This window comes from Acinetobacter sp. DL27, from assembly GCF_055810995.1.
Map to the genome: position 1 here is coordinate 2,271,883 of NZ_CM147947.1, position 26,345 is coordinate 2,298,227.

Consider the following 26,345-nt stretch of genomic DNA (forward strand, 5'->3'; position numbering starts at 1 on the left):
TTAGCAAAATAATTTTACTGATACTGACTGGCTTGAATCAATTGACGCGTATAGTCAGACTGCGGTTGCTCAAAAAGTTGTTCAGTGGCTTGCAATTCCACCACTTTGGCATGACGCAAGACCAAAACCTGTTGGCAGAGTGCTCGTACCACTTGTAAGTCATGACTAATAAACAAATAGCTCATACCCTGCTCGTGTTGTAGACGGCGTAATAACGCCACAATCGAACGCTGCGTACTTCGGTCTAAGGCCGAAGTTGGTTCATCTAAAATCAACAGTTTAGGTTGAAGTACCAAGGTTCGTGCCAAAGCTACACGCTGCCTCTGCCCACCGGATAGCTCATGTGGATAATAGCTTTTAAATGTGACTGGCAACTCCACCTGAGTTAAAACATTCTCAATACGCTGTGTCCTCTCAAATGAAGACAAAGGTTTTAAAGTCAAACCTTCTGCAATGATTTGCTCAACACTCATGCGTGGATTCAAACTTGCAAACGGGTCTTGAAACACGATTTGAAAATCACCGCGAAGCGGACGTAATGCTTTTTGCGAAAATTGGTTTAAATCATGTTCCCCAAACAGGATCCGCCCTCGACTTTCAATCAACCTTGCTACAGCCAGTGCCAAAGAACTTTTGCCTGCACCACTTTCCCCCACCACTCCCAAAGAATGCCCTTGAGCCAAGCTCAAGTCCAAAGCTTCAACCGCAGTAAGATGCTGTGTCGTGCGATTAAACCAGCCTTTTTTAATCGGAAATTTAACCTCAAGTTGTTTTAAGCGGAGCAAAGGAGCAGCATCTTGTACACTAATGGCTTGGCCAAAAGAATGATTGAGTAGGTTTTGAGTATAAGTAGACTGCGACTGTTCAAAAATCTGCGCAACCGCCCCTTGCTCTACGACCCTACCTTGATGGATGACCACGACATCATCAGCATAATGTTTCACCAAGTTGAGGTCATGGCTGATCAAAATCATGGCCATGTTATGGCGCTGTTGTAAAGACTTTAGCAAGTCTAAAATTTGAACTTGTAACATGACATCTAGTGCCGTGGTAGGCTCATCAGCAATCAAAATGTCAGGCTCTTGCACCAGTGCCATAGCAATCATGACCCGCTGACGCTGGCCGCCAGACAGCTCATAAGGAAAACGCCGCAACACACTTTCAGGATTTGGAATACCCACATCCTCTAGCAAGGCAATTACTCGTTGTCGCGCTTGCTTTTTAGACCAGCCCTGTGACCATAAAGTCTCGGCAATGATCTTTTCCACCCGATGCAAAGAATTTAAAGCGCTCATTGGCTCTTGAAAAACCATCGCGATTTTTTGCCCACGAATCGACCTAAGTTGTGCATCGTTTAACTCTAGTAGCTCTTTTCCGTCTAACAGTACTGAGCCATGTACTTGCAATGCTTTCGGTAATAACCCCATCAAGGCTAAAGCACTGATCGATTTCCCTGAACCGCTCTCTCCAACCAGCGCTAAAGTCTGCCCAGCACGTAGTTCAAAACTGAGCTGATCGACCAATAGCCGTTCTGCACTTTGAATGCTCACTGCATTCACTTCAAGTATGGAGGCTGTTCTATTGGTGTCTAGGGTCAAATGCATCGCGCAAAGCCTCCCCGATATACATCAGCAACGCAAGCACAATGGCCAAGCTGAAAAAGCCAGACAGTGCTAACCAAGGTGCATTTAAATTATTCTTTCCTTGCAACAAAAGCTCGCCCAATGACGCAGCATCAGGCGGTAGGCCATAACCCAAGAAATCCAGTGCTGTTAGCGCAGTAATATTGGCAGTTAAAATAAAAGGCAGTTGTGACAGGCTAGAGCTGATCGCGTTGGGTAAAATATGCCGAAAAATAATAGCTCGGTTGGTGACACCCAAACTTCGCGCGGCACGGACATAGTCTAGCTGACGTGCCCTTAAAAACTCAGCACGTACCAGTGGAACTAAAATTGTCCAACTGAATAACAGCATGATTAAAAATAACCAGTAGACATTAGGGCTGAACATGCTGACTAAAATCATCACCATGAACAGCATGGGTAACCCGCCCCACACTTCTAAAATGCGCTGCCCGATTAAATCGACCCAACCACCGTAATAACCTTGTAGTGCACCAATCACAATGCCCAGTACAGCTGAACTAAAAGTCAAAACAAAACCGAACAGCAATGAGACACGTAAACCATACAACACACGCGCTAAGACATCACGACCTTGGTCATCTGTCCCGAGCCAATTTTGCATCGTGGGCGGGGACGGTACAGGAACAGTCAAATCTACGTTGGGGGTTTGATATGAATATCGAATCAACGGCCAAACAGCCCAACCTTTTGCCTGAATCAGCTGTTGTACCACTGGATCTTTGTATTCAGTTTCAGTCTCAAAAACTCCACCAAAAGTCGTTTCAGGATAGTGTTTCAATACAGGGAAATATAAGGTCTGATCATACTTAAGCAACAGCGGTTTATCATTCGCAATCAGTTCTGCGGCTAAAGACAACACGAAAACACAAAGAAATAAAATACAACAACTGAGACCGAGCCTATTTTGCTTAAATCGCTTGAAACCTGCCTGTAAAATAGGTGACATCAGCCTCTCCCTTGCGAATCAAAATGTATTCGCGGATCAATCCACTGATACAACACATCGCCAATTAGACGCAGCAGCAAGCCCAACAAAGTAAAAATGAACAATGTGCCAAAAATCACAGGATAGTCACGCTGCACAATAGCTTCAAAGCCCAATAAACCTAAACCATCCAGATTAAAAATGATCTCAATAAATAAATTGCCTACAAAAAAGTAAGCGATTAAAGCTTCAGGTAAACCTGCCACCACAATCAATATTGCATTGCGAAACACATGACCGTACAACACTTGAGACTCAGTCAGACCTTTAGAACGCGCCGTCAGCACGTAGGGCTTGCTGAGCTCTTCCATAAACGAAGACTTGGTGAGATAAGTCACTGTGGCAAAGCCACCAATCACCATCGCTAAAAACGGTAAAGCCATGTGCCAAAAATAATCTTTAATTTTTCCCCATAGTGACAAGTCCGCAAAATTTTCCGAGACCAAACCCTGCAAGGGAAACCATTGGAAATAAGAACCGCCTGCAAAAAAGACAATCAAGAGAATTGCAAAAATAAATGCGGGAACTGCATAGGCCACTGCCAACAGTAGCGATGTAGACTGATCAAACACCGTGCCGTGCAATCGGGCTTTTTTAATGCCCAAAGGAATGGAAATCAGATAGATTAGCAAGGCACTCCACAGCCCCAAGGACACGGATACAGGTAATTTATCCTTAATCAGTGCTGTAACGGGCTGGTCTTTAAAAAAGCTCGTACCGAAGTCCAGTTGCACATAATTCTTTACCATTTCAAAAAAGCGTATATGCATGGGCTGATCAAAACCATAATGTGCTTTGATCTTTGCGAGCATTTCATCACTGAGTCCTTGTGCGCCTTGATAGACATTTGAGCTTCCACCTGCACCGCCCAGATTACCCAAAGTTTGCATAGCTTCCGCTTGTTGAATGGCTTGCTCAACAGGACCACCGGGCGCAATTTGGATCACAGCAAAATTGATCAGCAAAATCAGAAATAAAGTTGGAACAATCAGCAACAGCCTTTTGAATATATACATATGCATCTCCAAAACCCCTATGCCAGCTTATGGCTTGGCTGCCTGACCTAAATACCGACCCACCTTTTTTGCCTGTTTGGCATCACTCCACCAATAATCCAAACCGACATGCAACTGTGGACTCTGTTTTGGTTTTTGATACATATTCCAATAGGCATACCATTGATCCGCTTTACCATAGGTCGGTATTTGATAATAACCCGCACGTAGCAAGCGATCTAAAATACGCGTTTGAACGACCACTTGCTTACGATCAGGCGCTTGAATCAACTGTTGGATCATCTGATCAATCACCGGATTTTGAATACCCGAATAATTATAATTTCCCACCTGATGGGCTGAAGCACTGCCCCACAGTTGCACCTGTTCTTTGCCCGGTGTCAAAGACTGTGGCATCGTTTGTAGGGTCATATCAAAATCTTGAGTACGCATCCGCTCATAATACTGCGGTGTGTCAACCTGTCGAATCCTCAGCTGTATTCCTAGGCGCTTTAGATGGCGAACAAAAGGCGTAATTTCACGCACAGCATCACTCGGCTGAATCAGAAACTCAAACTGAATCGGCTTGTTCTTCCGATCCAACAATTGCCCTTTGGCATTATATGTATAGCCGTTTTTTAATAAAATCTGTCGTGCAATGAGTAAATTATTTCGATTATAGCCCGATCCATCTGAAGCTGAATAACGCCAGTTCTTTAAAACGCCATCTCGCTGTACGGGATGCAATTTAGCCAAATAAGGCTTTAAGATTTTGATTTCAGCAGCCGAAGGCACACCCTTCGCCTCTAGTTCGCTATTAGAAAAATAACTTTGCAAGCGTTGATATTGCCCATAGAACATCGCTTTGTTTTTCCACTCGAAGTCGTAGGCATAAGTCAAAGCTTGGCGAAAATAAATATCTTGAAAAGGCTGACGACGGGTATTAAACACAAAACTTTGCGTCGGTATCGGATTGAAATGCTTAAATCGATATTTTTTAATGAGACCTTGTTTCGCTGCGGGAAAGTTATAAGCAGTCACCCATTGTCGTGCGGACTCTTCCTCATGCAAAGTATATAAACCCGCCTTAAACGCAGTAAAAGCAATATCTTTGCTACGATAATACACATAACCCACGCGGTTAAAATTATAGCGCCCTTGGTTAACCTTTAAATCTCTGGCCCAATACTTTGGATTACGCTTATAAACAACGCGCTGCCCTGCATTGATTTTCTCTAAAAGATAAGGGCCTGAACCTAAAATCGGCTTGACTGAAGTTTTACTAAAATCTTTGCCTTGCCAGTCTTTTTTGGAATAAATTGGCATTCTGGCCACAATCAAAGGCATTTCCACATTATTTCGGGTTTTAAAATGCATTTTGACACTGTATTTGGACAACACTTCGGTCTTGGCTAAATCCGACAAATACATCTGTAAACCAAAATTGGACTTGGTTTGAAAGATATCAAAACTGAACTTTACATCGGCTGCGGTAACAGAACTGCCATCACTAAACCGTGCTTTTGGGTTTAAATGAAAAATGATCGCGTTAAAGTTTTTCGGGTCATAGCTGACCTTTTCTGCCAGCAATGGATACATCACCGCAGGCTCATCCAAAGAACTACTCATAAGTGAGTCAAATAAATAGTTGGTTCCCTCAACCGCAGTACCGCGACCATTCATGCTGTTTAAGTTATCAAAACTCCCAATGACTGCACGTGTTAATTCGCCACCCTTCGGTGCCTGCACATTGGCATAAGGCAGATGATCCAATTGGCTGTATTTTGGCGTAGCATAAGGTGCAATAAAAGGCATGGTCTGCAGTGCAGACCATGCCTTAAATGGAATCGCTACAAGGCTGAACAGCAAGAATATTGTTCTAACCTTCATCGGAGCTTTCTCTGAAATTGCATTTCAACTCAATATTAGTTCGGCACCTTAATTACATCCCCAATGCGCAACTGCGTATTCGGTTTAATGTCATTGAGCTCAGCCAATTGCGAAGTGTCCATACCATAACGACTTGCCAGTCCAATTAGAGTATCACCACGTTTCACCGTGTACTGCGAAATCAGTTTCGGGATTTGAATGGTCTGCCCAACTTGTAAGCCCGCACGCGGACTCAAATTATTTAAACTAGCAAGCTCTGACACAGACATCCCAGCACGGTTTGCAATTGAGTTTAACGACTCACCTGACTTCACTTTATAAGCTTCAGTTGCACGGCTAGAAGTTGCTTGTGGCTTTGCTGCCACTGTTTCTGTTTTGATTGGAGCTGAATCAACATCACCTTCAATTTTCAAACGCTGACCGACACGAACATTGGCTGTACGGCTTAGGTTGTTTAATTCAGCCAAATAGTTCAGTTGCAAGTGATACTTACGCGCAATGCTATTTAGGGTTTCACCCGATTTCACAACGTGAATATCGGTTGAGTTATTGCTTGCAGTAGTTTGTTTTTCGACTGTTTTCGGCGTTTCAACAGCAGGCACTTCACCCGTTAATTTGAGCTTTTGACCCGCACGTAAGCCCGCTGTACGACTCATGTTGTTGAGGTCAGCAATATAATCCATACCCAAATTATATTTCGAAGCAATCGCAGTTAACGAATCTCCTGACCGAACGGTATAAGTATCTGGCACCGTTGAACCCGCAGGGATCTTAATACTTTGACCCACTTGCAAGCCGCTATTGGTTGAAAGATTATTGAGATCAGCTAGCTCCGACAGGCTCATCTTCGACTGTGATGCAATGCTATACAAAGTATCACCACGTTGTACTTTATAACTTTCAACTTTGAACTGTGGCTCAGCTTTGACTGGAGATGCTTTGGCACTACTTGTCGTTAAGCTTTTGACCTCATTGAGTGGCACATTAATTTTTTGTCCCACCAACAGGTTGCTGCCCGCATTTAAACCCGGTGTTAAATCTGCCAATTCTTGATTTGACAGCGCATAACGGTCTGCAATCAATTTCAGATATTCACCACGTTTCACGGTATAAGACTGGGTTGCCACTTTGGTTGGGCTGCTGTTTTTTTCATCGTTGGATTTAGTACGGGATTGAGCTGTTTCTTTTAATGATAGCTTTTGCCCCACACGTACACCACTGGTTACGCTTAAACCGTTATAGTCAGCCAACTGTTTTAAGCTTAAACCAAACTCATCCGCAATGCCTGTTAAGGTATCATTGGCACGAACAGTATAACTCTCAGGTTTAGTCTCAGCTTTCACGGTAGAACGTACTTCTACTTTTTCAGCTTGTGGTTTTGCATCATATAAATAAATTGATGTACCGACATAAAGTGTGGCATTGGCATCCATTTGGTTCCACTTCGCCACATCACGCCAGTTCACGCCATTTTTGGCAGCAATCAGCGCCAAAGTATCACCCGGTTGTACGGTATAAGTTGAACGTTTACCTTTTGGCGGCACAATCACAATTTCAGAGTCAGTCTTAACAAAGTTTTTGCCTTGATTACGCTGCACTTCATCTGAATCTAAACGGGTATTGTCAGCCACAGACTTTGGATAAGCAAAACCTTTGGTTAACTCTTTGCCTTGCAGTTCAGCCACTGACTGACTGGTTTGAATTGCAGTCAGCTTAATTTTACCATCCAGAGGATCTACAATTTCTGTGCCTTGAGGGGCTAAAGCCTGAATTTCAGCTACCACTTCAGCTTGCTCTGCTTTCGTCGCAACTGGTTTCAGAACTTCATCGACAGTTTTGCTTTGACCTTCAGCTTGAATTGCCGCGGTTAACTGCTCACGTTCTGCCGCTGAAATTGGTGGTTCAACGGAAACTGGTTTCACTGGGGTCGCTGGCGTCACTGCAACTGGAATACGCGGCGCACTTGGAATATCGCTATTAGCAGCAAAAGCAGCCAGTGCATTAGAACCCTTAGGCGTTGAACCACGAGGCGGCGTAGAGATAGCTGCACCGCTTGACGACGCAACCACAGATGAAGTGGTAGGCTTTCCTGTTGTGGTTTTTGTGGTTGTCGTCGCTAAAACAGGTGGTGTAGTTTTCGACGGTGTGATCGCTTTGGTGTTCAACGTTGGCGGTTCAATTTTGCTTGGTTGAATCGTTTGGTTATTTTCAGGCAGTTTGGTATTTGCAGATGCCCACAAGCCGCCTGAACCACCCTGTAATTTTTTCAAACGTACATCCACTGAAGGGCTCAAATCCGCAGGAATTAAAATCCGCATTGGACTTGCACCATCAATCCATTCACCACGGTGTCCCGGATTTAACTGATACAGCTCGGCACGACTTAAACCTGTAATCGACGCAACTTCATTTAGACTCACCGCGCCCACAGTAACCTCTCTAAAGTGCGGACGGTTCGCAATCGGCGGTAAATTGATGTTATAGGCATTTGGATTTTTAATGATCTGCGCAACCGCCAAGAAACGTGGCACATAGTTCATGGTTTCTTCAGGCAGTTTTAATGACCAATAATCTGTCGGCAAACCTGCGGCTTTATTACGGTTAATCGCTTGTTGAATACGGCCCGGACCTGCGTTATAAGCCGCTAGTGCAAGTTCCCACGAACCAAACTGGTTATATAAACTGCCCAAGAACTCATACGCAGCACGTGTTGACTCGACCACATCACGGCGACCATCGTATTGGCTACTTTGTTTTAAGCCATAAATACGTCCCGTACTTGGAATAAACTGCCATAAGCCCGCAGCCGCAGCACTACTGGTTGCAGCAGGGTCATACGAACTTTCAATCACAGGCAGTAGAGCCAGCTCTGTTGGTAAACCGCGACGCTCGGCTTCTTTAACGGTGTGATACAAATAACGTGAAGCTCGTGCACTTAAACGATCCAAATACGGTTGGCGTGAAATAAACCACCCGCGCTGAGCATCAATACGCGGATTCCAATGATCGGTGTTCATTTTAAAGCCCACGGTCATACGCTTCCAAACGTCACCGTGCTTTAACACCAACAGGCGATCCCCTTCCACCGCACGCATGTCGGTTGCAGAAAGTAAATCTTCTAAAGAATCTAGGCTGTTTGCATCTAGGTAGTTCGATCCGACTTGTTTGGATTTAGATGTTTGCGTTGCACTTTGCGTCGAGGAACAACCAGCCAGTCCAAGTGTCGCAAGTGCTGAACCGAGTACTGTAATTTTAAATAATGTCGGTAACATCGGTTGGCCAAAAATGGCAGCTGACTTATACATAAGAAAATCCAAACAACTCGTATAAAATTTATTTTTTAGATCTGCCATTGTAGTAAAGCACGCCGCAGACACAAGGCGTTAATTTAACTTGAAATCAGTATAAATGTTACAAGAAATTAAAAAAGCTGCATGTTATACACTTCTCTAGTGCATTTGCGTTATACAATGGTGCCCGCTTAGTTTTAATTTTCAGTTTACGGAAGTTGTGTATGTCACAAACAATTACCCTGTATGTCGATGGTGCTTGTCGTGGAAACCCTGGTCTTGGGGGATGGGGCGCGTACATTATTACAGAAACTGAAGAACATAAAATGTGCGGCGGTGAAGACAACACCACCAATAACCGTATGGAACTTACCGCAGCCATTGAGGGCATTCTTTTTTGCCCAAATGATGCGAAGTTGGTTGTCTGGACCGATTCAACCTATGTCAAACGCGGCATTACCGAGTGGATTACAGGTTGGAAAAAGAAAAACTGGAAAGACGTTAAAAATCCAGATTTGTGGAAAAAACTCGATGCAGCCTGCCAAGGCCGTGATATCGATTGGCACTGGGTCAAAGGCCATGCAGGTCATGAAGGTAACGAAATGGCAGATCAATTGGCGAACCTTGGTGCCGATCAAACACAGGCTCAACTTCGTCAGTCTAAAACAGCGACAACAGAACCGTCTGTAGATAAAAAAAAAGTTGAACCAGACTGGTTGTTAAACGACCCTTTTGGTTTGGGTTTCGATGACGAAGAAGTCGATAACAGCGAAGATTTAACCGAAAGTGAAATACACATTGCAGAACAAGAGCCAAGTTTAGTCGCTGAACCAGAACTTGCTACAACGGTGCCTTCTATTGAACAAACGCCTGAAGTTGCAACAAATGTCGATTTAACAAAACTCAAACAACATCCACAAATTGTGATTACTCCACGTAAGGTTGAGGTCTTTGGACCTCGACAGCTCATTCTCGATACAGAGACCACCGGTTTCTATTATCAAGATGGCGATCGCATTATTGAAGTTGGTGCGATTGAAATGGTCAATCGAAAGCTCACAGGCAGCTCGATTCATATCTACATCAACCCGAAAAAACCTGTGGGCGACTCTGAAAATGTCCACGGTATCTCTGATGACTTTTTAAAAGATAAACCGCTGTATCAAGAGATTGCAGACACTTTATTTGCCTATCTCAAAGGTGCGGAAATCATTGCACATAATGCAAGCTTCGATATGAACTTCTTAGACATGGAGTTCAAGCGTGCAGGATTTGTTGCGCTTTCTGAAGTTTGTGCGGTGACAGATACCCTCGCGATGGCAAAATCTAAGCATCCGGGGCAAAAAAACTCACTCGATGCCTTAGTTCGCCGTTACGAAATTCCACAGCGTGACCGTACCTTCCACGGGGCCTTACTGGATGCTGAAATTCTAGCCGACGTTTACTTGGCTATGACGGGTGGTCAGGTTTCCTTTGATATGGATGCCCTGTCACATAGTGAACAACAAAATGGGCAAAGTCAGCGCCAAGCACTGGATATTGAACTGATGGTAATTCACCCTTCAGCCGAAGAACTTAAAGCACATGAGACTTGGGTCAAACAATACCAAGAAAAACATGGCACACCCTGCCTTTTTGCCAAATAAATTCTAAAGTTTTTGTTAACTTTTGTATTACAAGATTTTTCAGTTAGGCTATAGTGATGAACAAGTTGCTATGCCTTCTTTGGGCCGCATATAAACACGATAAAACACTAGGATAGGTGCAGATCAATGTCTTACCAAACCTCTATTCATTTTGATCCAACGGCGCTGCTGATAATAAAAAATGAAGTGGATAACTCCATTAAGCTGGTTGAATCAGCTGTGAGCACCTTAGCAGAAGATCAGACTTTACCTTTTGGAATTGACGACGCATTAAACCAATTTGAGCAGTGTGCTCAAGTGCTTGCATTAATTGATATGTCAAGCTTGGCCAAAATTGCTGAATATTCCGCAGAACTTATGCGCAAGATCATGGGGAATCCTGCACAGATTAATACGCAAGATGTGATTGCTCTCAGCGAAGGCACGACCATGCTGAAGCGCTATATTGAGTTCATTTGCTTAAGAGAAGTGAAAATTCCACAGTTTTTACTCGATACCTTAAACCGTCTTGAAATTGCATTAGCAAAGCCTCTAACGCAAGAAGGTCAACACATCGAGTCCTTACTGGACTGTATTACCCCAGATTTCAGCCTCCCTCAAGCACCAAGTCTTGAAAAATCTCAATATGTTCACCGCTTGTACAAGCTGTCTTTAAGCCAAATGCTGAAACAAGAAGAAAGCGAACTTGATTTACAAGCAATGAAATTGGTGGGAACTTATTTAGCGGGTCTAGCAGAACAAACGCCGAGTAAACAATATTGGAACTTGGTCTATGTTGCACTCAATCAAATTGAACAATTGCTCATTAATGAACCACGTTTACGCACTTTGATTAGCATCGAACGTAACATTGCACAGTTCTTTACTGCGCCTGAACGTTTCAAAGCCAGCCTCACCGATCTTGCCAACATTCTCAGCCTATGTATCAGCCAAGAAGACGAAGTTTCTCAACACATCCGTGGCAAACTCAATATTGGCGATGACTTACTCACAGATACGCAGCTGCAAGTTTTCAGTCGTCATCTGTATGGCCCAGATTTCGACACGATGCATACCATTAGTGATTTGGTAACCACCGAAATGTCGCAAATCCGCAATGACATTGAGTACAACTACCAAAACATGACCCCTGAAAAGACCCAAGAGCTCCAAGCAAAACTGGTCGATTTGGCGAACATTTTCAAAGTATTGAACTTAAATGAAGCGCATAATGACTTAAACCGTCAAGCAGCATCACTTAGTCAAGCAGATATGCTGAAAGATGAAGGTTTTGCGCAGCAGTTGATGAACGTGATCTTGTCGGCAATGAACTCGATTGGCGTGTTAGAACGTCACCATACTTCAAGCCGCCTACAGCTTCGTGTGAACAACATGAATATTTCACTAGACCGTTTAGATGAAGCCCATGCTGCTTTATTGACTGAGGCTAAAACGTCTATTGACTTAAGTAGTCAAGCGTTGGCGCAATATCAGCAAGAACAAGATTTAACTGCCCTTGAGAATACTCCTGCACAACTACGTGAAGTTGCTGGCGCAATGCTGTTCTTAGGCGCTGAAAATGGTCAAACTGCTCTGAATCTTTCAGCAGATTTTGTGCAACAACAAATCACGGCTGAAACTGCGCTCACTGCCGCTCAGGTGAATCATGTACTTGATGCTCTCGCAAGTGCAGATATGCTGATTGATAACTTAAAAAACAAACAGCCTGTATTACACAGTATGTTTGATGTAGCATTGAACAGTAGCCAAAAACTAAAGACTGTTGCCTAATGTCAGAACTTTCACTTGCTTATATTTTCCACCAACAACAATTGTTGGTGGACCATAACTTTCAATTGCCTCGTGTAGAAAAGCTAGCAAGTGATTTAAGTTTTCACTCGGATGATCAAGTGATTGCCCGAGACCTGCTAGACAATGAGCCAATCCCTGATGGCTTAGAACTCATCCCAATTCGCCAGTTGCTTCCACTCTGGAGCACCAAACAATTCGAACAGGCCAGTCGAGCTATTCAACTGTTAGAATGGCGTCGCAATCATAAATTTTGTAGTCATTGCGGCCACGCCACAGAAGCGCATGCCAGCGAATATGCCATGATCTGCCCTGCCTGCGGTTATCATCAGTATCCACGGGTACAACCCTGTGTTATCACCGTCATTACACGAGGTGAAGATGAAATTCTGTTGGCAAAAAATGCGCGTAATACCCGCAGCAATATGTATGGTTTGATTGCAGGCTTTGTTGAAGTCGGTGAAACCTTAGAAGAAGCTGTACGCCGCGAAACCTTGGAAGAAGTCGGCATTCAAGTTAAAAATGTTCAATACTTAGCGAGCCAGCCTTGGCCTTTCCCAAGTAACTTAATGATTGCATTTAAAGCAGAATACGCATCGGGTGAGCTTTGCTTACAAGAAGAAGAAATCAGCGATGCCCAGTTCTTTAAGTTTGATCAATTGCCTGAAATTCCGTTCAAAGGCAGTATTGCACATGCCATGATCATGCATGCGACAGAAGGCACAACGGTCGCGGATGACACACGTGAGTGGCTGTAAGCTCACTCACCATCTCTACAACAAATATACTTTAAAACCCAATTAGTGCTTAAGCGCATCCTCTAGCGCCTGCATAATTTTTTGCTTGGTCGTGAAGTAACGACTAAACAAACTCGATACTGAACCAATCATTGAAATATGACCAATGCGTGGCACCGTCCAAAGTTGACTGTAGTTGCCTTTTTCTTTCAACCTACGATCCAAATCAACAGCATTGCTTAACCCAACAACATCATCATTCTCAGCAACCAACAGATAATGTTTAACCCTATTCGACTCGACGAAATAATATGGCATCACTTCTTGATAAGGTCTGTTCTGATCAAAAGCATCCGCACAAATTGGATCGCCTTTATAGTCGAAATGATAAGGTCCGGCTAAACCAATAATGGCGGTAATTTGGCTGCGGCATTGTATTTCATACGGTTTCGGATGATAGAGCGCAGACATCACATTAAATGCGCCCGCAGAATGCCCCATCAACACCACTTTTTCAGTCGAAATTTGATATTTAAGTTGATGTACATTGAGATAATTTAAAGCCAAGCTGAGATCATCAATAGAGGCAGGAAAAATATGCTCAGGCGCCAAGTGATAGTTAATCACCGCCACATCAAAGCCTTCTTTGGCAAAGGCTTCGCCAATAAAACGATAATCTTTTTTATCGCCATGCATCCATGCGCCACCATGCACAAATACAATCAGAGGACGGTGTTCACGCGGTGTTTGTGTACGAAACAAATCTAAACGGTGTCGCGCACGTAACCCATAGGCTACATTTTCTTGGACCGAATAACCCTTACGCGGTGTTAAACGGTTTAAGGCATAACTACCGACATCATAAATACGAAAGTCACGATAGAGTAATCTTGCATACTCTACCGAACGATTCAGTCTTTGAACAAAAGGCTGAAGCTTATTGAACATTATTTGGCTCAACTTGGTCTGGGTCTATCGCAACAGGCGTTTGCTCTGTCGGTGTTGAATTAATCATTGGTGATGCAAATGCACTGGTCGTTTGCGTCTGTTGCTCTATATTATCCACCAATGTGATAATTTTAGTCACATTCCCCACTTGCTGTAACACTTGGTTTAAATCGGTAATTTCAGCACCATTTAAACGTCCCATCACATATAACACGCCATCTTCGGTGTGAATACGCACTTTCGCATCTGAAACAACTGCAGCTTTCATGATCAAGCCACGTGTATTTGCTGTAACTGAGGTGTCTTGCATGATGGTGCTATAACTAATTTGGTTTCCAACTGTAATGTAGTTATGCACGGTTTTGACGTCCGACATCGCCCGTACATTGTCTTCAGCCAACTGACGTAAGTGTTGATCGGGTACTTGTCCTGTTAACAAGACATTCCCATGAAAACTTTCGATATTGACACGTGACTGTTTAAAACGGCTGTCCAATTTATATAAGTTAATTTTTGCAGTACGCTCAATTGAAGAGTCAATAAAGACCTGCCCTAATGAACGTGCACCGCTTTCTGTTCCTACAGCGGCTGTTCCTGTCCCACCCGAAATGAAACTTGCACATCCAGATAAACTTGCGACGCATAATACGGTCATTGCAATACGATTGAACACTCAGCAAGACTCCTCAACTTTTCAAACTATTTTAATTCAGCATTTCAGCTTTGATTTTGTTCAAAGATTAATAAAGTCTTGATCAAAAGTAAAAGCATTTTCTATCCATTGCTGATCATAAGTGAATTTTGAAAAATCTTGCTGTATGGTTTTTGCAATTTCTTTAAAAAAATCAAAACAAATCACATCAAAGCGGCAATAATATTGCTGGAAATGTGGATGATCTTGTAAAAATAACATGGCTGTTTTTGCTATTTTGCGTTGTTTTGAATAGGAAATTGTTTCAGCAGCCTGTGCAAAATGCGTTTTTGAACGTGCTTTGACCTCAACAAAAACCAATTCTTGACCTTTTTGTACAATCAGATCAATTTCGCCAAAGCGCGAGTGATAATTGGACTGTACATGAACATAACCCTGTTCTTCTAGCACCGCCAAAGCTTGTTGCTCCGCCCATTGTCCCAGTTTCATGTCTTTATCCTCCCTACTTCTTTTTATTTTTTAATCAGCAAATTTCGAAAAACTCAATTTCGATCAAAAATCTAAATTTTTGATGTTTAAAACCACTGCTGCGAATCTCTCGAACCAATCAATTCATTTCATTCTACGTTTTAAAGCCTTCTTGACGTTTATATTTCAGCCGAATGTCTCACTGACTCCTGCAAATGCATCGCCGACAACATTCTAGCTCACGCCACGACGGACAATTCAGGTAGAATGCTTATCGCGGTATCGGTTGAATGCATCAAAGCACTCAAACCAACCTATCATTTTATTATTTTGCAGCGCGGAGAAAACCCATGAGTGCCCAGTTATTTGTAGTCGCAACCCCTATTGGACACTTAGATGACATGACTTACCGCGCAATTGATGTACTAAAATCAGTCAAAATCATTGCTGCTGAGGATACACGAACTTCAGCACAATTACTGAAACACTTTAATATTCAAACACCGCTCACCGCATGCCACGATCATAACGAAAGCAACAAAATTGACATCCTTATTCAGCGTTTGTTGAAAGGTGAAGATATGGCGCTTATCAGTGATGCAGGAACGCCTCTTATCAGTGATCCAGGCTTTAAATTGGTTCGTGCCGCACAAGAGCATAATATCCGCGTAATCCCTGTACCGGGCGCTTGTGCTGCGATTGCCGCTTTAAGCTCAGTGGGCTTACCAAGTGATCGTTTCAGCTTTGAAGGTTTTTTGTCTTCTAAACAAACCCAACGACTGGCAAGCTTGGAAAAACTCAAAGACGAAACGCAAACCCTGATTTTTTATGAGGCACCACATCGTATTTTAGACAGTGTCAGTGACATGGCTAAAGTCTTTGGTGCTGACCGCCCTGTCGGTTTTGCCCGTGAAATTACCAAAACCTTTGAAACCATCAAGAAGATGACATTAGGTGAGTTGGTTGAGTTTATTGCAAAGGATCATCATCAACAAAAAGGTGAGATTGTATTGATTGTTGGTGGCGCGACCACTGAAAAAGATATGGCACAAGAAAAACTCGACCAGCTTTTAACGCGTCTCTTACAAGATTTGTCGGTGAAAGCTGCATCACAGTTAGCGGCTGATTTGACCGGCATCAAAAAGAAAATTGCTTACCAACGTGCTTTAGAATTAACACAAGGTCAGGCTGAATAGGCTTCGATAGCTTAGAATAAAAGTATTGATTTTGTTTTGAATGAAAAAAATAAAGAACAGCAGATTTAAGTGCTTTGGCCTTTCTCTGCTGCTCTCCATGTTAAGCGGATCCATCTGAACCGCTTAACTCAAATTATGTAGTTATGTCATTTAAAATTTATAAGCATTTGTACGGGTTGACTGACTGATCGTCAATTACAATCTCTATCGAATTAGCTTGCTTCTTGATAAATACGACCGCCGGGTAGTTGGCAAAAGTATTGTTTCAATGCATCCAAACAACGATGGATCTTCATCGGCTGTTGTTCATGCTTTGAAATGATGGCATATAGCGTAAAGTTAGGGAGCTTCCACTCTGGAAGAACTTCCACTAAAGAACCGTTAACCAATTCTTTTTGCACATCCAAATATAAAATACGTGCAACCCCATGCCCATGTTGGCATAAAGTCTTTGTCACTAAAATATTATTACTGGCTACTCTTGATTTCATCTCAAGTTTAACCGCGTCACCTGTCACCACATTTTTAAAATCAAAATCATGATTATTTTTCATAATCGTGATCGGAATAAGATCATGATTTTTCAAATCTTCAGGTCGTGAAATTGGTGCAGACTGATTCAAATAGCTCGGTGAAGCAACCAAAATCTGTTCCACGCGCGCCAATGGCACGACATGTACGCTTTGATCGTCAACTGTTGGGCTCATTCTGAGGGCAATATCAATTCGCCCATTCATCAAATCCACATAATGATTATCTGCTTCAATATGAATAGATAATCCACGATGTGCAGACATCCAATGCGACAAAGCAGGAATCACGTGATTGGCACCTAACTCTGGCGTAGTGGCTATTCGCAGCTCACCCACGAGATCATCGCGCAATTCATTGATACGTATTTTGCCACGTTCAGCAGCGGCGAGCATTTCTTGACAGCTGTGGAAAAAAGCCTGGCCTGCTTCAGTTAAATTCAACTTTCTTGTTGAGCGATGTAAAAGAACAACTTCCATCTCTTGCTCTAAAGAACGAATTTGCTGACTCACAGCACTTGTAGTAATGCCTAACTCACGCGCGGCACCACTAAATGAACTCTTTTCAACAACACAAGCAAAAACACCCATTGCCCGTAGTTGATCTAACATAAAATTCTCTCTGGATTCATGAGAAGTTTTCATCTATTTGATAAAAACAACTCATTGTATTATACGGTGAATTTTTTGCGTTGCATCCAGATTTTTTAATTTAATGGTAAAACTATAGTCGGATTGATTGGCTTGCCATCTAAGCGTACTTGGAACTCTAACATGGTGCGCGTTGCACCTGTGGAGCCCATTTCAGCAATTTTCTGTCCTGCCGTTACATTTTGACCGCTCTTCACATTCATCGCACTGTTGTGTGCATATGCTGTGATATAACCATCAATATGCTTAACCAAAATTAAGTTCCCATATTCTTTCAATCCGTCTGCGGCATACACCACTTGGCCATCTGCTGCTGCATAAATTGGATCACCTTGATTACCAGCATAGCGAATACCTTTCACATTATTTGCTAAATTATAACCTTGCAAAACAGCACCATTACTTGGTTTTACCCAGCGTAAAGTTGAACTTTTCGAGCTCGCAACAGGTGCGGTCGGTACTTTAGCAGGAGTTGTTGTGGTTGTGGTGGTCGTATTTTGACTCGGGAGACCAACATTTTGACGTTGAATTGGGGCGGTTTGTGTAATAGGTTGCGTCGTGGTTGTACGTGGGCTACCCGAGCCTTTTAAACGTAATGACTGCCCCACATAAATACGATACGGCGCAGCAATATCATTCATGTCTGCAACAGAGGTATAACTCAGCCCATAACGAGTTGCAATACCGCTCAGCGTGTCGCCTGAACGAACTGTATAATAGTCTGGTGCTTTCGCAAAACGTGTTGCATTGTTAACCTGTGGTTTAGAAGCACAACCACTCAAAATAACAGTTGAAACTACAGCAGTGGATAACACGACAGTTTTCAGTAGTGCTGTAGGAATTGCAATGAAACGAATTTGAGACAACACAGACATTTATCTTACTCTCTAAAAATACAAAAAATAATCAGTTTAATTTGCGCTAAGATTAGCAAAAAAGTTTGTGAAAATAGTATCTCTGCGCGTATTTTCACAAAGTTATAACAAACAGCTGAATACATTCCCTGTATTGCTCAACTGTAGCGTCTTTTAAGCAGTTATTTGCCCTTGTAATGCATGCAAAACTTCATAGTTGGTTGCATCCATCTGAATAGGCGTAATACTGACAAAACCATTCGCCACGGCGAAAAAGTCCGATTCTACCTCATCATAACCTCTTTTCGGTTCTGCCACTGCTTCACCTGCAAGCCCAATCCAGTACACTTGACGACCACGTGGGTCAACATGACTGCTAATCGGCTTAGACTGCAGACGACGTCCTTGATAGGTAATTTTAGCGCCTTGTAACTCAGCTACATCAGGAATATTAATATTTAAAATATGGCGTGGTGGTAGTGCAGGCAAACCTTGCTTCACAAAATCATGCACCCACTGTGCTGCATGATGATAATCTTCTGGGCGGTTGTACGATCGCACTTCAGGGCCCGCAAGTGATACCGCAATGGCAGGCTGTTTCATCAAACGCCCTTCAAAGGCTGCTCCAACTGTACCTGAGTAGAGTACATCATCACCCAAGTTTGCCCCGCAATTGATGCCACTAACAACCAGATCAAAATCAAAATCAAATAAGCCATTCATGGACAAATAGACACAGTCCGCGGGTGTTCCATTAACTGCCCACATGTCGGGTGCAATTTCGATTGGGCGTAAGGGTCGATCTAAAGTCAAAGCACTGGAAAAACCACTGCGTTCACTTTCGGGCGCTACGATCACCACGCGACCTAATGGACGTAAAGCATGTGCGAGCGCTTGAATACCTGGTGCAAAAAGACCATCGTCATTGGCTATTAAAATATTCACTGATGGATCTTCTTAAATCTATATGAGTCGGTAAAAGCCTTATACATCTCATTGACACTCGTCTTCGTCTTTTTAATCTGCAATTAAAACAGGTAGATTTACGGGTAGCTTGAAAAAACTAAATCTTTAAAGCGAAAAGAAAAGCCATAGAGTCCTCGATGCAGAAAGACTATACATTGAGATCAGGCAATCTGAAAAGATGAAATCATTGATCTGGGTGAGTACTTTACTCTTACATGAGCAGAGTACAAAAGAGAGAGCTTAAAAATAGAAGAAGCTAAGCATACGTTTAAAGTGTTTACTGGAGAGTACGCCTTCAAAAAGATAAAATATAGATCTCTTTATTCTGTAAAATCACTCTTCTCTTACATAAATAAATATAAAGCAATGAGTTAAAAAATTTAAGAGAGCGAGTCTAGCTATGACTCACTATTACAGAACATGCTTTTAAGTGTTTGGATATTGAGCCAAGCTATTCGCGTTTTTTACTCATTTCGGATAACAAATCCAGTTGTATTTCTTGTATTTGGGCTAACCTATTCCACTGATGCATCAACAGATGATCTAGTTTTTCATTTAAATGTTGAATTTCTAACTCTGCCTTTAAATTAATTTTATAATCGTTTTGCGAGCGCAATCTGTCTTTGGCCTCCTGTCTATTTTGGCTCATCATAATCACAGGAGCTTGAATCGCTGCAATACAGGATAAAATTAAATTTAATAAAATAAAGGGATACGGATCGGCAGGATGCGTGACCATAACCACTGTATTCACAATAATCCAAATGGCGAGGAAAGTCGCAAAGCACATGAGAAAAGCCCAACTACCGCCAAAGGTCGCAATTTTATCTGCCAGCCTTTCCCCTAAAGTCCAATTTTTATCCAACTGATTTTCAACATTTTTGGTGATCACTTCATGTTGTTGCAAACTTTTAATCACCTCATATTCAAGATCAGTCACTTCCCCCTTTTCAGACTTTAACAGTGAATGAACATACTGAATTCGATATTTGGTTAAGTCTGCTTGGCATATATAACTTTGAGGCGACCATTCTGGAAAATCATGTGAAATTTCTTCGGTAATAGATTTTCGTATTGCCCCCATAGGAATGAGGTTTTTAATGAGGAATTTCTGCCCACAGACTAAACATTCATGACTTTGATTTTTTTCGCTCATGCTCGTTCTCTTTTATAATCATTATAAGTTTTAGGGGAGATAAACATCATCGAACAAATTTTAAACCAATGTCAAATTTTCAGCACCTCTAAGATTAGCTGCTCATTAAGTTTTTTCTAGACAGTAGCCATGAATAAAAAAATGCCACAGATATAATCATGATTCTGTGTCTTAAATAAGGCTAAACAAGTTCATATCATCAGGCTAAAAATTAAAAAAATCCAGCTTTAGAGCAAGGAGACAATCAATGCCGAACTCCGCAAGGCCTATGCGTTTAGGTCTACTTTTTCATACCATATTACTCACAGGTATCACCGCTAACGTAGATGCGAATACACCACCTGTAATGTTGACTTCTCCTAAAGATTTTATATACCCAGATGTAGATCATGGTCTAAATGAAAGTCTTTATCCGAATGAGGCCGCCACCGCTAAGGAAATCGCGAACATCATTGAAATGACGATCCGAAAACAATATGCCACAGATATCGCGCTACGTGATGCGCATCCTAAAGCACATGGTTGCGTACGCGCAGAATTTAAGATAAATGAGACATTGCCTCAAAACATGGCCCATGGTGTTTTTATTCCGGGAAAAACTTATCAAGCGTGGATTCGTTTTTCGAATGGATCGAGTAATGCAAAACAGGCGGATATAAAAAAAGATGCACGTGGCATGGCAATCAAACTTTTAGCCGTGCCAGAGAAAAACCTTTTAGATGAACCTGCGTCTACGCAAGATTTCGTTATGATCAATCACCCTGTATTCTTTGCCAATGACCCTGCTGGTTATCTATCATTTATGCAAGATATCAATAGCGATCGATTTCTAAAAAAACTGCATGTCCCTTTTGCATTAGGAGCTAAAGGAACTTGGATTGCCTTGAACACTAGAAATAAAATTTCAAATCCGCTGCAAACCAGATACTGGTCTATGGTGCCCTATCAGTTAGGAGTCGGCACGCATCGTCAAGCAGTAAAGTACTCTGCTCGTGCATGTTCAAGCGTTGTTAGCCCGATTCCAGCTACTCCTCAAAAGGACTTTTTAAGAGCGGCACTTCGAACGACGTTACAAGATCGTGATGCCTGCATGGAGTTTTTAGTACAACCTCGGACATCCAGCTCAATGTCTGTTGAAGACTCGATGACGGAATGGAAAGAAGACCAAGCCCCTTTCTATAAGGTGGCCACTATTCGTATTCCTCAGCAAGTTTTTGATACCCCTGAGCAAAATAAGTTTTGTGAAAATCTATCCTTTACACCATGGCATGCATTAGCTGAACATAAACCACTGGGTGCGATAAACCGAATGCGCAAAGTCATATATGACCAGATTAGTCGCGTCAGACATGAGATGAATTCGGCTAAACAAACAAACGCTAACAATGTCGAAGATCAATAAGGAGTCCTATGGTTAAACTCAATGGCCTGTTAATCTGTGTGTCTAAAGAAGAAGTCTATATGGTGATAGAACTCCTTCCAGCGCATATTGAATTAACTCATCAAGAAGAAGGCTGCATTTCTTTTGAGGTCAAGCAAAGCCTCGACCCTTTTATCTGGGAGGTGCAGGAAGTGTTTGATAGCATGAAAAGTTTTAAGCATCACGAAAGTAGAACGGCCTCGTCCATTTGGGGAGTGAAAACGCAAAATATTAAACGGCAGTACAAAATATCTGAGGGTGAATAAGGTTTAAGTTTCTAGCTATAAAATGACAGGTCTATGACTAAAACTTGAAATAGCCCTCAAATGAAAGCCCTCTCTATTCAGATCATAAAATTTAAAAATGTTCTGCACTAAGAAACACAATGAATAATAGCGATTTTTGTATGGATCATCATGAATTGAGCAGATGTTCAACCTAATATCTTATTTAGTGAGCGGTCGCTGCTGCTTTGGGTTTAAAAGCCACCAAACAAAAGACGATAAAAGCACATAGAACAAAGGATGCGCCAAATCGACTCAGATCCAACCCTCCGTGACTAATGGGCTTATCTAGGAAATCCCCCAGTACGGCACCTAATGGACGCGTGAGTACAAATGCAGCCCAAAATAAGAAAGTTCTAGAGATTTTGGTCCACATATAAAGCATCGTCAGCAATAAAAGTAAACCGCCAAAGATAAGTGCTGCACTGGTATAGCCCAGCCCTTGCGTATCTGCTGTCCAATCCCCTAGCGCTGTGCCCAATGTTTGGGAAAACATGATGGTCAGCCAATAAAACGCTTCACTTTTAGAAGATTGAATACTTTGTACCGCAATTGACCCGCTGCTGTAGTACCATGCCAATAAAGATAAAATAAGTAAGCCGAATAAGATTAAGCTACCACCTAAATAGCCCAATCCTAAGGTACGATCAACATAGTCCGCTATAGTTGTCCCTAGAGTTGTTGTTGCAATAATTGTAGACCAATAAAAAAATGCATTATATTTTTTGGCCTTAATCTGTGCTACGACGAATATTGCAAAAATAATGGCGAAGATGCCCGTACTTACGATATATCCCAGATTAAGCGACATGGATAAGGCATCCCCCGCTGTTTCACCCAGTGTTGTTGCCGCAATTTTAATGATCCAAAACAGCAAAGTGACTTCAGGTACTTTGCTCAGCACCTCATGCAGTGTTTTTTCCTCAGTCATGATACGCACCAAACCTTATTCTTTTGTCTATGCTGAATAATAGTGCTCACAACTGAAACCAAGCTGAGTTGCGTTAAACAGCTAATCATGTTGTCGCTCGCTACCCGTAAAGACAGCTGTAAAATAAGCCATGACAAATGTTCTGTTCGCATCAATTTATTTGCGATATTTTTGAATTCACCTGATTGACCCGTCAATAAGTAAAGGGTTTAGCTTAATGGAACAATGAACGAATGATGGAAACTATGCTTACTGTATCTCGCTTAGCGAAAAAACTCGGGTTATCCAGAACGACTATTCTCTATTATGAGAAACAGGGTTTATTAAAACCAAGCTTAATCGCTGAAAATGGATACCGGTGGTACGGTGAAAGTGAAATTGAGCGTCTTAAAAGCATCATCTCCTACCGTTCTTACGGACTATCCATTTCAGATATTCGTTTGCTTTTAGAACCACTTAGCATATCCCAAGGGCAGATCTTGGAAAATCATTTTCGTGCATTGGAACAAGAGATCAATAACTTAAGAGCTCATCAAAAAGCCATCATTGAGTTATTGAAAAAGTCCATTTTATTAAAGGAAAAGTTCGTGAATAAAGCCAAATGGGTAGAGATTATGATCGCAGCAGGTTTATCAAAAGAAGATATGATTAAGTGGCATCAAAAATTTGAAGAGATGGAACCTGAGGAGCATCAAAAATTCTTAGAGTCACTCGACATGACACAAGATGAGATTACGGCTATTCGAAGCTTATAGTGCTTTTTAGCTCTCAATATTTGAACATTTGAAAATCAAACCCAATAGCTCTCATCTAAGGGCTATTGAGTTCACTGCTTACCTATCGTAAGCATTTTTTATCCCTAAATATTATTCCTGCACCAACAAGCAGCTCATCCTAAAGACCGCCAAAACTGAAGATTAGAAGTCGTTAGGATGATCATTGGCGATTAAAAGGTCTAAAACAAAAAACTTTATTAAAAAATGACTGGTCAGAACTTTTCATTGAATTCTAATTGAAAATATATATATTGAGTCTCCGCATCCACCATAAATATGTGATTTTAAAAATGATTAAAAGCTTAACATTACGTAATTTCTTCGGATTAGGCATGACTATCATGATCTCTCAATCTGCTTTTGCACTAGAGGGATTAAGCACAGAAGAAGCCAACACCATCGTAAAAGAAGATATTGCAGCAGCGCAAGTCATGACCGAATTTTGCCCTGCTTTGGTGGGTCAAGGTCCTAAAATTGAAAGCAACATTCAAACTTTAATTCAAACCTATTTACAAGACTACTCAGATAAGTCGATGACCTATGCAAAATTACAGTCAGACAGCGAATACCAGTCGATTCTGAAAGAAGCTCGTACAGATGCAAAGGGTACTGACAAAGCAGAACAAAAGTCAGTATGTGATGACGTTGTAAACTTTGAAGGTTAATTCAAGTTCTACATCTATATCGCAAAGAAAGGATGAATAATGGGGTTATTCATCCTTTTTTATTGGACTGAAAAATGTAAAAACGATGAAGCGACTTCAACAGCTTCTATACATTTTTGCGCTTACATTTACTTAAAATTTGTTTAAGCTCATCCTATTATGGCAACAACATGTATGCACTTAGGGTTTAGAATGAATTTAAATGTAATGAAAAAAGTGATTTTGGCAGTTTGTGGTTCTTCTTTGATTGCTATCGGTTCGGCTCATGCGGCCAATAAAGACGAAAATATTGAAGTGACTCCACTGCAACAAGTGACGCAGCAAGAGTTGGCTGCAATTTATGTCCTATCAGAAGTTTGTCCAAGTCTCGTTTCAGACCAGAGTCAGTTTGAAAATGGCTACAACACTTTGGCCAAAGAATATCTACCGCAACAGAAAAACCCGACTGAATACCTTAAAAACCTCAGCAAAGAGAAAAAATTTAAGCCTATTTTAGCCGAAGCTCAAGCCGATGCGAAAAAAGCAGGTAAAGCGAAAAACCAAGAAATTTGTAAAGAATTGAGTACTTACAGCAAATAATACCAATTGGTTACAATATCTTTGAAATAAGCCGATTTCTCCCGTAGAAGTCGGCAGAACTTTGTCCTAAAATGCAAAGCTCTCGTGCTTATACTAAAGAAATCGGAACCCCTTAGAATGATTCAAAAAAGCGCCCTTGCTGCGGCATTACTCGTACCAAGCATTTCATTTGCAGCAACTGTCTTATCCTCACCACCAGAACTAAATAATAAATCATATGTGCTGATGGATTATGAGACTGGGCAAATCCTCGCATCTAAAAATGAAAATGAAAAATTAGCACCAGCGTCAATGACAAAAATGATGACGAGTTTCATTATTGAGCAAAAGTTGTTGGCGGGCGAGCTAACCGAAGATGAAAAAGTTCGGATGAACGAGTCTGCTTGGTGTCGTGGTAGTAGTTCAGAATCATGTATGTATGTGCCATTAAATGGTACTGCGACTGCATTAGAGATGTTACGCGGCATTATCATTCAATCAGGTAATGATGCATCTAAGGCCATGGCTGAGCACATTGCTGGGAACGAAGGTACTTTTGTTCATATGATGAACACTGAAGCAAAACGTATCGGCATGACCAATACCAGCTTCATGAACTCAACAGGTATGCCTGCTGAAGGTCACTACTCGACTGCTAAAGACATGGCAACGCTTGCACAGCACATCATTCACGACAGTTCAAAATATTATCCGATTTATTCTGAAAAAGAATTTACCTTTAACGGTATCAAACAAGGCAACCGTAATGCCCTGCTTTATACTGACCCAAGTGTCGATGGTTTAAAAACTGGTCATACTGACGAAGCGGGTTATTGCTTAACAACTTCGGCTAAACGTGGCCCAATGCGTTTGATTTCTGTGATTTTTGGTGCGCCAAGCATGCAAGAACGCGCAACGCAAACACGTGAAATTTTAGCGTGGGGTTATGCCAACTTTGAAACTAAAAATGTTCAAGCTGCGAACCAAGTTTTAGCAAAATCAAAAGTATGGTTTGGTAAAGAAAGTGACGTACAAATTGGTTTAGCTGAAACCTTCAACGTGACTATGCCTAAAGGCCAAGCCAACGCAATCAAAACACAACTGGTGGTTCAACCGAAACTGACTGCACCTTTGAAAAAAGGTCAAGTGGTTGGTAAATATGTAGCAAGCCTTGATGGTAAAGTGATTGCTGAAAAACCACTTGTTGCGCTAAAAGATGTTGAAGAAGCAGGTTTCTTTGCACGTATGCTTGACCACATCAAACAATTCTTCTCAAACTTATTCTAAGCAGTAATACTTAGACTTAAGTTAAA

General features: G+C 41.8%; 23 protein-coding genes. 10 read left to right on the forward strand and 13 right to left on the reverse strand.

The features are described from left to right. Positions 1-14 precede the first annotated feature (14 nt). From AC0KVP_RS11025 to AC0KVP_RS11045, 5 genes are read right to left on the reverse strand one after another with little or no spacing between them, the layout of a single operon-like run. On the reverse strand, positions 15-1,604 hold the full coding sequence (locus AC0KVP_RS11025; RefSeq protein ID WP_473336648.1) for an ABC transporter ATP-binding protein: 1,590 nt from the start codon (positions 1,602-1,604) through the stop codon (positions 15-17). Further along, complete coding sequence (locus tag AC0KVP_RS11030; RefSeq protein WP_473336650.1) at positions 1,579-2,592, reverse strand: ABC transporter permease; 1,014 nt, start codon at positions 2,590-2,592, stop codon at positions 1,579-1,581. The genes AC0KVP_RS11025 and AC0KVP_RS11030 overlap by 26 nt, the downstream gene beginning before the upstream one ends. Next, on the reverse strand, positions 2,592-3,653 hold the full coding sequence (locus AC0KVP_RS11035) for a microcin C ABC transporter permease YejB (protein ID WP_473336652.1): 1,062 nt from the start codon (positions 3,651-3,653) through the stop codon (positions 2,592-2,594). Before AC0KVP_RS11035 ends, AC0KVP_RS11030 begins: the two co-directional genes overlap by 1 nt. Positions 3,654-3,674: 21 nt before the next feature. After that, positions 3,675-5,516, reverse strand: a complete 1,842-nt coding sequence (locus AC0KVP_RS11040) for an extracellular solute-binding protein (RefSeq protein WP_473336654.1) — start codon at positions 5,514-5,516, stop codon at positions 3,675-3,677. 35 nt (positions 5,517-5,551) lie between these two features. Next, a complete protein-coding gene (locus tag AC0KVP_RS11045) occupies positions 5,552-8,821 on the reverse strand; it encodes a LysM peptidoglycan-binding domain-containing protein (RefSeq protein WP_473336656.1) in 3,270 nt (1,089 codons plus the stop codon). 209 nt (positions 8,822-9,030) lie between these two features. On the opposite strand from AC0KVP_RS11045, the gene dnaQ reads away from it, so the two are divergent. From dnaQ to nudC, 3 genes are all read left to right on the forward strand, one after another. Next, positions 9,031-10,452 carry a DNA polymerase III subunit epsilon gene (gene dnaQ, locus AC0KVP_RS11050; RefSeq protein WP_473336658.1) on the forward strand — a complete coding sequence of 474 codons (1,422 nt, stop codon included), beginning with the start codon at positions 9,031-9,033 and terminating at the stop codon, positions 10,450-10,452. 126 nt (positions 10,453-10,578) lie between these two features. Next, entirely contained in the window at positions 10,579-12,222 is a 1,644-nt protein-coding gene (locus tag AC0KVP_RS11055; RefSeq protein WP_234951500.1) for a chemotaxis protein, read from the forward strand. Then, positions 12,222-12,998, forward strand: a complete 777-nt coding sequence (gene nudC, locus AC0KVP_RS11060; RefSeq protein ID WP_473336661.1) for an NAD(+) diphosphatase — start codon at positions 12,222-12,224, stop codon at positions 12,996-12,998. The genes AC0KVP_RS11055 and nudC overlap by 1 nt, the downstream gene beginning before the upstream one ends. Before the next feature lie 42 nt (positions 12,999-13,040). On the opposite strand, the gene AC0KVP_RS11065 is transcribed toward nudC, so the two are convergent. From AC0KVP_RS11065 to AC0KVP_RS11075, 3 genes are read right to left on the reverse strand one after another with little or no spacing between them, the layout of a single operon-like run. Continuing rightward, positions 13,041-13,925, reverse strand: a complete 885-nt coding sequence (locus AC0KVP_RS11065; protein WP_010326353.1) for an alpha/beta hydrolase — start codon at positions 13,923-13,925, stop codon at positions 13,041-13,043. Further along, positions 13,915-14,598: a BON domain-containing protein gene (locus AC0KVP_RS11070; protein ID WP_010326352.1), complete on the reverse strand. Its 684-nt coding sequence runs from the start codon at positions 14,596-14,598 to the stop codon at positions 13,915-13,917. Before AC0KVP_RS11070 ends, AC0KVP_RS11065 begins: the two co-directional genes overlap by 11 nt. Positions 14,599-14,658: 60 nt before the next feature. Next, on the reverse strand, positions 14,659-15,066 hold the full coding sequence (locus AC0KVP_RS11075; RefSeq protein ID WP_473336665.1) for a YraN family protein: 408 nt from the start codon (positions 15,064-15,066) through the stop codon (positions 14,659-14,661). A gap of 329 nt (positions 15,067-15,395) precedes the next feature. On the opposite strand from AC0KVP_RS11075, the gene rsmI reads away from it, so the two are divergent. After that, positions 15,396-16,241, forward strand: coding sequence for a 16S rRNA (cytidine(1402)-2'-O)-methyltransferase (gene rsmI, locus AC0KVP_RS11080; RefSeq protein ID WP_473336667.1), 846 nt, complete (start codon positions 15,396-15,398; stop codon positions 16,239-16,241). Positions 16,242-16,453: 212 nt separating this feature from the next. On the opposite strand, the gene AC0KVP_RS11085 is transcribed toward rsmI, so the two are convergent. The 4 genes from AC0KVP_RS11085 to AC0KVP_RS11100 all read right to left on the reverse strand — a co-directional run bounded on the left by AC0KVP_RS11085 (position 16,454) and on the right by AC0KVP_RS11100 (position 20,398). Next, a complete protein-coding gene (locus tag AC0KVP_RS11085; protein WP_010326350.1) occupies positions 16,454-17,383 on the reverse strand; it encodes a LysR family transcriptional regulator in 930 nt (309 codons plus the stop codon). 95 nt (positions 17,384-17,478) lie between these two features. After that, positions 17,479-18,297, reverse strand: a complete 819-nt coding sequence (locus AC0KVP_RS11090) for a peptidoglycan DD-metalloendopeptidase family protein (protein WP_176537436.1) — start codon at positions 18,295-18,297, stop codon at positions 17,479-17,481. A gap of 153 nt (positions 18,298-18,450) precedes the next feature. Beyond that, a complete protein-coding gene (gene surE / locus AC0KVP_RS11095; RefSeq protein ID WP_473336670.1) occupies positions 18,451-19,221 on the reverse strand; it encodes a 5'/3'-nucleotidase SurE in 771 nt (256 codons plus the stop codon). Between the two features lie 472 nt (positions 19,222-19,693). Continuing rightward, a complete protein-coding gene (locus tag AC0KVP_RS11100) occupies positions 19,694-20,398 on the reverse strand; it encodes a DUF1003 domain-containing protein (protein ID WP_473336672.1) in 705 nt (234 codons plus the stop codon). 247 nt (positions 20,399-20,645) lie between these two features. On the opposite strand from AC0KVP_RS11100, the gene AC0KVP_RS11105 reads away from it, so the two are divergent. Next, a complete protein-coding gene (locus AC0KVP_RS11105; protein WP_473336673.1) occupies positions 20,646-21,800 on the forward strand; it encodes a catalase family protein in 1,155 nt (384 codons plus the stop codon). 8 nt (positions 21,801-21,808) lie between these two features. Beyond that, a complete protein-coding gene (locus AC0KVP_RS11110) occupies positions 21,809-22,084 on the forward strand; it encodes a putative quinol monooxygenase (protein WP_473336675.1) in 276 nt (91 codons plus the stop codon). Positions 22,085-22,268: 184 nt separating this feature from the next. Here AC0KVP_RS11110 and AC0KVP_RS11115 read toward each other — a convergent pair whose 3' ends face one another. Then, positions 22,269-23,033 carry a COG4705 family protein gene (locus AC0KVP_RS11115; protein WP_473336676.1) on the reverse strand — a complete coding sequence of 255 codons (765 nt, stop codon included), beginning with the start codon at positions 23,031-23,033 and terminating at the stop codon, positions 22,269-22,271. A gap of 233 nt (positions 23,034-23,266) precedes the next feature. Here AC0KVP_RS11115 and AC0KVP_RS11120 point away from each other — a divergent pair, with 233 nt between their 5' ends. The 4 genes from AC0KVP_RS11120 (at position 23,267) to dacC (ending at position 26,319) form a co-directional block, all read left to right on the forward strand. Further along, positions 23,267-23,788 (forward strand): MerR family transcriptional regulator, encoded by a 522-nt coding sequence (locus AC0KVP_RS11120; RefSeq protein ID WP_473336678.1) that lies wholly within the window; start codon positions 23,267-23,269, stop codon positions 23,786-23,788. Positions 23,789-24,099: 311 nt separating this feature from the next. After that, entirely contained in the window at positions 24,100-24,474 is a 375-nt protein-coding gene (locus AC0KVP_RS11125; protein WP_087010636.1) for an MCR_0457 family protein, read from the forward strand. Between the two features lie 192 nt (positions 24,475-24,666). After that, positions 24,667-25,053 carry an MCR_0457 family protein gene (locus tag AC0KVP_RS11130; RefSeq protein WP_039889732.1) on the forward strand — a complete coding sequence of 129 codons (387 nt, stop codon included), beginning with the start codon at positions 24,667-24,669 and terminating at the stop codon, positions 25,051-25,053. Between the two features lie 117 nt (positions 25,054-25,170). Then, a complete protein-coding gene (gene dacC, locus AC0KVP_RS11135; RefSeq protein ID WP_004694204.1) occupies positions 25,171-26,319 on the forward strand; it encodes a D-alanyl-D-alanine carboxypeptidase PBP5/6 in 1,149 nt (382 codons plus the stop codon). Positions 26,320-26,345: the final 26 nt, after the last annotated feature.